The organism is Pseudomonas eutrophicaquae (assembly GCF_023544715.1).
GTDB lineage: Bacteria > Pseudomonadota > Gammaproteobacteria > Pseudomonadales > Pseudomonadaceae > Geopseudomonas.
In genome coordinates this window covers 129,419-136,475 of sequence record NZ_JAMJEZ010000007.1, presented here as the reverse complement: position 1 = coordinate 136,475, position 7,057 = coordinate 129,419, and the positions used below count along the sequence as shown (strand labels likewise).

The 7,057-nt window shown below is 67.3% G+C and carries 4 protein-coding genes; 2 read left to right on the top strand and 2 right to left on the bottom strand.

Annotation, left to right across the window (positions count from 1 at the left end):
* The first annotated feature begins 570 nt into the window (after window positions 1-570).
* Window positions 571-1,434 carry a hypothetical protein gene (locus MXC11_RS05285; protein WP_250006222.1) on the top strand — a complete coding sequence of 288 codons (864 nt, stop codon included), beginning with the start codon at window positions 571-573 and terminating at the stop codon, window positions 1,432-1,434.
* A gap of 263 nt (window positions 1,435-1,697) precedes the next feature.
* Window positions 1,698-1,922 carry a VF530 family protein gene (locus tag MXC11_RS05280; protein ID WP_250006220.1) on the top strand — a complete coding sequence of 75 codons (225 nt, stop codon included), beginning with the start codon at window positions 1,698-1,700 and terminating at the stop codon, window positions 1,920-1,922.
* Window positions 1,923-1,981: 59 nt separating this feature from the next.
* On the opposite strand, the gene MXC11_RS05275 is transcribed toward MXC11_RS05280, so the two are convergent.
* Entirely contained in the window at window positions 1,982-3,808 is a 1,827-nt protein-coding gene (locus MXC11_RS05275; protein ID WP_250006218.1) for a gamma-glutamyltransferase family protein, read from the bottom strand.
* Window positions 3,809-3,854: 46 nt separating this feature from the next.
* Window positions 3,855-6,992, bottom strand: a complete 3,138-nt coding sequence (locus MXC11_RS05270; protein WP_250006216.1) for a transglycosylase domain-containing protein — start codon at window positions 6,990-6,992, stop codon at window positions 3,855-3,857.
* Between the last annotated feature and the right edge of the window lie 65 nt (window positions 6,993-7,057).

Sequence of the window (7,057 nt, the reverse complement as noted above, 5' to 3'; positions counted from 1 at the left end):
CCCCCGGCACTCGGATGCCAGGAGTTGTGCTCGTCACTGCCTGGCTCAGCTCGGATGTGTGTTTTTAGAGGTACCCTCTTGTGGCGCGGCGGAACTTCTTCAAAGTCCTTGTGCAATTCAGGGATATATATCCGTTGTTTGGCTGGGGATATAAAGAGCGTGCATGAAGTGCACTGAAAGTGTGCGGTTAATAATTAACAGAGGGTGCGTGCGGTTAATGCAGTGATTGCTGGAGTTTGTTACCCAGGCAGGGTATGCCAAAACTGGCGATGCAGAGCGGTTGATTAAATGCTGCGCTAAAAGTGTGCAGTTTTGTGACAGTGGTTGCGTTACTTTGTTACCGGAGTGCGCAGAAAAAACTGGCATTGCTCGTGTGTCTTTTGTGATGCAGTTCTCGGTTTTTGCCGGCAAATCGGTGGTTATATGCACCCGCGGCAACGACGGTGTCACACAACCTGCTTAGAGTACGCCGGCGGTTGCTGAGAAGAACTTCCTCGAAGTCGACTGCATTAAAGAAGTGCCGGATAAGCCGGTTTCCCGCTCTGGATCAAGGATTACAAGGATATTACCATGGCTTTCTCTCTGAATCTTTCTGCTTCCCTGAATGGTATTACTGCTGCACTGAAATCCACTCTGGGTACTCTCAGCTCCACGCTGACCAGTACTGTCAGCGCCGTTAAAACAGTGCTGGATGCTGCTGTAAGTACGGTTAAGTCGGTGGTCACGGCTGTAGTCGATACCGTCAGCGCAGTGGTTGATGTGGTCGGTGAAGTGGTTACAGGCGCCGTCGATCTGGTCGGCACCACGGTTGGTGCGGTAGTTGAAGTGGCAAGTGATGTGGTTGGCGCGGTGGTTGACACCGTAGGTGCGGTGGTTGAAGTCGCTGGCGCCGTGGTCGGTGCCGTGGTCGACACCGCCGTGGCTGTGGTCGACACCGTGGTCGATATCGCTGCTGGCACCGTGGGTGCAGTGGTCGAGGTGGCCAGCGGTGTGGTGGATGCCGCCGTGGGTGTGGTCGGTGCAGTCGTCGATGTAGCCGGCGGTGTCGTGGAAACGGCCGTGGGTGTGGTCGGTGCGGTGGTTGATGTGGCTGGCGCTGTGGTCGGTGGTCTGGTGGAGACCGCGACCGGCATCGTCGGTGGTGTGCTGGATGTGGCCGGTGCAGTGGTTGAAACCGCGGTGGATCTGGCCGGTGGCGTTGTGGGCGGCGTGCTGGAAGTAGCCGCTGGCGTGGTCGACACTGCCGTGGGCGTCGTAGTGGGTCTGGTTGACACCACAGTGGGCGTGGTTGGTGCGGTGGTCGATGTGGCTGGTGGTCTGATCGACACCGCAGTCGGCGTGGTCGATGCCGTGGCCGGTGTGGCAGGCGATGCCATCGGTCTGGTCGGCAACCTCGACCTCAACGTGGCGGCCAACGCTGAGCTGGCTGTCTAAGGCATACCCATGCCTGGCACGCGAGGGCTTGCGCCACGCGTGCCATAAAAGCCCCGGCCCTCCTGCACGGCCGGGGCTTTTTTGTGGGCGCTACCTCAGGCGTCTTTGAACAGCACCCGCGCCACGTCGCTGTAGTGGCTGGCAAATGGATCTGTAGATGGGGGCGGGCGGAACGGCATTTCAAGCCAATGCTAGGGCGTCGGACGCGCAGGCCGCCGATTAACCGTTATGCTGCGCAGCCCCATTTCCTGTTCGGAGCGAGCATGAGTGCATCGGCCCCCAATCCCCTGCACGGCGTCACCCTTGAGGCACTGCTCACCGCACTGGTGGCCCATTACGGCTGGGATGGTCTTGCCCAGCGCATCGATATCCGCTGCTTCAAGTCCGATCCCAGCATCAAGTCCAGCCTGACCTTCCTGCGCCGCACGCCCTGGGCGCGGGAGAAGGTCGAGGCGCTCTATCTGCGCCTGCCGCGTCCGCGCGCCTGAGGTCCGTCGGCGATCCGGACACGGCTGAACCTTGACCGGGTTGTGGGCAAGCGCTGTGTTCAGTCTCCCACCACCACGCCTTCCCGGCGCGGATCGGCGCCGCCCTGCAGTTTTCCTGCCCGGCGCTGCAGCGCCTGGATGCCGCTGGGCAGATCCTCCTCGCTGACCGTATGCCCGCGCCCGCGCAGGGCCTCCAGCGTGGCCTCGGGGAAGCGTCCGCGCTCTAGCACCAGCGCGCCGCTGGTGTTGATGAAGTTGGGCAGATCGATGGCCCGTTGCGGACTCAGCTGCCAGTCCTGCAGCCCGAGCAGGGTCTTGGCGGTGAAGTGGATGATGCCGGCGCCGCCCGGCGAGCCGAGGCTGGCCAGCAACGTGCCGCTGTTGGCCTCGAACACCAGCGCCGGGCTCATGCTCGAGCGCGGCCGCTTGCCCGGCTCGACCCGGTTGGCCACCCCGTAGCCGCGTGCATCGCGGGGCACGAAGGCGAAGTCGGTGAGCTGGTTGTTGAGCAGAAAGCCCCCCGGCAGCCCGGTGCCGCCGTCGCTGAGCAGCCGCGCGCCAAAGGCGGCCTCGATGCTGCTGGTCATCGCCACGGCGCGGCCGTCGCGGTCGATGATGCTGATATGGCTGGTGCCAAACTCCGGCTGCTCGGCCTGCGGCACCTGGGCCAGCGGTTGGCCGCCGGGCAGGCCATGGGTGACCTCTGTGCGGGCCGTGGCGCCGATCAGCGCAGCACGCTGGCGCAGATAGTCAGCCGCCAGCAGGCTGCGCCAGTCACGGGCTGGTGGGCGCACAAACGCTGGATCGGCGATGTACTGCGCGCGATCGGCAAAGGCCAGCCGCGAGGCCTCGCTGTAGCGGTGCAGGAACTCATCACTCGGGCGGTGCTGCACCAGGGGCTGCTCCAGCGCCGGCAGCTCGGCAAGCAGGCCGAGGATCTGCATCAGAGTCAGGTGCCCGGAAGACGGCGGCGGAAAGCCGCAGACTCGATAGCGGCTCAGCCATAGCTGGCACAGTGCCTCGCGGCGCAGCGGCTGGTAGCGGGCCAGATCCTGACTGCCCAGCCGGCCCGGATTGCCGGCATGCCCCTGCACCCGGGCCACCAGCGCGTCCGCCACCTGCCCCTGATAGAACGCGGCGCTGCCCTGTGCGGCGACCCGGCGCAGGATCTCGGCCAGCGCTGGGTTGCGCAGCCGCGCGCCGGTGGCCAGTGGCTGGCCCTCGGGGTAGAAGAGCCTTGCCGCGGCTGGGTCCTGGGGCAGGTGGTTATCGGCAGCTAGCAAGGCATGCAGGCGCGGGCTGACCGCAAACCCCTGCTCGGCCAGCTCGATGGCCGGCACGAACAGCGCCGACCAGGGCAGCCGGCCGTGGGCGCGATGCGCCTGCTCCAGCATCTTCAGCAGGCCCGGCGTGCCCACGGCGCGGCCACCGACCAGCGCCTGCATGAATGGTAGAGGCTGCCCCTGCTCATCGAGAAACAGCCGCTCGTCCGCCGCCTGCGGGGCGGTCTCGCGCCCGTCCCAGGCATCCAGCCGCTGCCCATCCCAGTGCAGCAGGAAGGCGCCGCCGCCGATGCCGCTGGACTGCGGTTCGACCACGCCGAGCACCAGTTGCACGGCAATCGCCGCATCCAGCGCGTTGCCACCGGCGCGCAGCATCTCAAGGCCCGCCGCCGCGGCCAGTGGGTTGGCGGCGGCCACCGCCTGCCGCTCGAAGGTCCAGCCGGGCTTGGGTTGATAGCCGCTGGCCGACTCCGGTTGCAGCGGGCGCAGTTCCAGCGTCGGTGACGGCGGCGTGCTGCAGGCGCTCAGCAGCAGGCTGGCGGCCAGTAGCGCCCGGCTGATGTGCCGGGCGGCCGGGCGGGCGAGGGGGCTGGTAAACAACATCGCGAGTCTCCATCGGGCCGCGCCCGCGCTGGGGGCGCGGCCCCGGTCAGGGTGTCGCAGCCTGCGGAGCGGCTGCGCTTGAGGGCGGCGGCGTACAGCCGGCAGCGTCCAGCAGGGCCGGGTGCAGAATCGGCAGCAGGCCTTTGAGCGCCTGCACCGGCAGCGCCGAGGTGAAGCGATAACCGGCCGCCTGCTCGCCCGGGACATGGGCGGTCAGAGTGCCGAAGTGGCGCTCCCCAAGGAAGAACACAAAAGTGGCGGTGCGGTTGCGCACCTGCGAGCGGATCACCTGCCCATTGCGCGCCACGGTATCCAGACGGTTGTCCCCGGTGCCGGTCTTGCCGCCGATGGCCAGCGCCTGTCCGTGCTCATCCAGCAGCTGGCCGCGCAGGCGGCGGGCGGTGCCGTTGTCCACCACTTCACCGAGTACGCCGCGCAGCGCCGCCGCTACCTCGGGCAGCATCACCGGCTCGCCCTGAGCACTGCGGGCGCGCAGGTAGGTCTCGTAGGGGGTGTCTGCGGCAAAGTGCAGGCTGTCCAGGCGCACAGTCGGCAGGCGCCGGCCGTCGTTGAGGATAATGCCCATCAGCTCGGCCAGTGCCGCCGGGCGATCACCGGAGCTGCCCAGGGCGCTGGCCAGCGACGGCACCATATGCTCGAAGGGAAAGCCCAGCCGGGCCCAGCGCTGCTGCAGATCAAGAAACGCCTCCACCTCGATCAGGGTGCGGATGCGGCTGTCGCGGGCGCCGCGGTGGCGGGTCTTGAACAGCCAGGCATAGACCGCCTGGCGCTCGTCCTGACTGGCCTCGCGCAGGGTGGCGAAGTCGGCCTGGGGATGCTGCAGGCGATAGCCGATCAGCCACAGCTCCAAGGGATGCACCCGGGCGAGATAGCCCTGATCCGGCAGGTCGAAGTTGCCGGGTGCATAGCGCTGGTAGAGGCGCTGCTGCGTGGCTTCGCTGCCGGCGCCCGCGCCGAGGCGCTGGTGCAAAAAGGCGCTGAAGGTCGCGAAATCAGCCTCGGGGAACAGGTAACGGTGGATGGCCGCCAGCCGCACAGTGCTGGGGCGCAGGCCACCGAGCAGGGTGTCGAGCATCGCCTCGGGCGGCAGGTTTCGGTACTTGCGCCAGAAGCGCTGCAGGAACACCGTGCCCTCGCGGTCGGCAAAGCGCTGCAGGTAGAGCTGCCGATCCGGGTGGCGGTCGTCGGCGAGCAGTGCGGTGCTGTTGCCGGGCATGTGCTGGGCGCTGTAGCGCACCAGATCGCGCAGCAGGCGCACGAAGGGCAGGTTGATCGACTCGCGCAGCGCCTCGCGCAGGGTCGGTCGTCGGCCATTGTCCTCGCGGCGGAAGTTATTGAAGGTGTGGGCGCCGCCACCGGTAAAGAAAACCTCGTTCGGGCTGGCCGAGTAGCGCCGCTCAAGGGCGGCGTCGAGGGTGTCGGTGAGGCTGGCTTCTGGGCTGGCCAGCAGATGATCGAGCAGCCAGCGGCTGAGGTTATCGCGGGCCTCGCCCCGGGCGCGGCGTAGCTCGGAGGGTGGGCGGCCAGCGTGCTGGCGATGCAGCTCGCCGATCACCTCCAGATAGGTGGCCATGACGCGCAGCTTGGCGGTGGAGCCCAGCTCCAGTTTGCTGCCCTCGTTGAAGTCGAAGGGTTGTCCGCTGGTGTCGGTCTGGACTCGCACCCGGTTGGCACCGTCGCGGCGCTCGAACAGGGTGAAGCTGTACTGCACCTCGCCCACCAGCTGCGGACTGAGCATGCGCTCGCCCAGCAGGCCCGCCTGCGCGGCGAAATCGGCCTCGCCCAGCTGCTCCAGATAGCGGCTGACCGCCTGCTGCAGCGGCTGATCGAGGGTGGTGGTGACTGCCAGATCCAGGCGATCGACTGCATAGAGCGGCCGATCGAGCTGGCGCACCAGGCGGGTGCGCACCGCGGTGAGGCCCTTGTCGCTGTCCACCGTCGTGCTGGGCGGATTGCTCAGCAGATCGCGGAACACCAGCGGCTGGGTGAGGGCCGCATCGCGCAGCGCCGGGCTGATCACCCGGTGAGTGGCCAGCACGCGCAGGTGGCTGTCGGTCAGTTGCAGCAGGGCGCTGCGCCCCTGGTTGAGGTACCAGGACGGGCGGCGCTGGGCGATCAGCAGCGCCAGGGTGCGGCGCAGCGCCAGTCCCTGCTCGGCAATGCCGATATCCGCACCGCCTCGCAGGGCGCGCAGGTGCGCGGCGGGGCTGACGGCAAACCAGACCCACAGGCCATCGGCAAAGCCATGCACCTCGCCATGCCCGGGGGCGGCGGCCAGCGGCACGGTGTTCAGGTAGTCCAGCACCAGCTGCTGGCGCACGGGCAGGGTTTCGCGGCCCTCGCGGTAGGCGCGCAGCGAGGCGGAGAGCATCTGGCGCAGCTTTTCTGCCGCATCGGGCGTGCGCCCGCCGGGGGAGTGGCGGAATTTCTCGATCTGGGTCGCCAGGGTGCTCCCGCCGGCCGTGTCGCGCTCGGCATCCAGACGCTGCGCCAGCTGGCTCCAGGCGGCGTGCAGAAAACGAGGCCAGTCCACCGCTGGGTTGAGGAAGGCGCGCTCGGCGTCCAGCAGGTCGCGGTTTTCGATGAACAGCAGGCTGTCGATCAGCAGTGGCGGCAGTTGCTCGAAGGTGGCGAAGGTGCGCTGTGGGTAGCGGGCGGTAAAGATCGGCGTGCCCCGGCAGTCGCTGATGGTCAGGCCGGCCTGGATCTTTTCCCGGTACGGCGGGTACAGGCCAAGGCGGGTGTAATCGAGCAGCGCTGTGGAGAAGCGCGCCTGCCGCTCGATCTGATAGCCCTGTGCCTCCAGACGCTGGATGAAGTCGGGCAGGGCGGTGTAGCCCAGACGCTGATCGAAGGGGCCGTGGCTGGGCCAGTGGATGGCGGCGCTGGCGCCGGGCTCGACCTGAAACTGTAGCCTGGCGGCCTGCTCGCTCAGCCACTGGGACTGATGGGTTGAGGTCTGCGCTTCTTCACGCAGCAGCACAAAAGTGCCACTGCCGACCAGCCCCAGCACGAGCACCAGACTGGCGCGCGCCCAGTAGAGGTGACGGTAATGCCGGGCCAGCTGGGCGCGGAGCGCCGCCTGGCGGGATGGATCGTGCGCTGGTGTGGGGGAAGGCGTCGGGCTGTCCATGACATCGCCTTGTGCGATTGGATCGGTCATGCCCAGCAGAGTAACCGCAAATGCGCCCTGGTGCAGGGACTGGCCCGCGACAACCCACCGGTTGA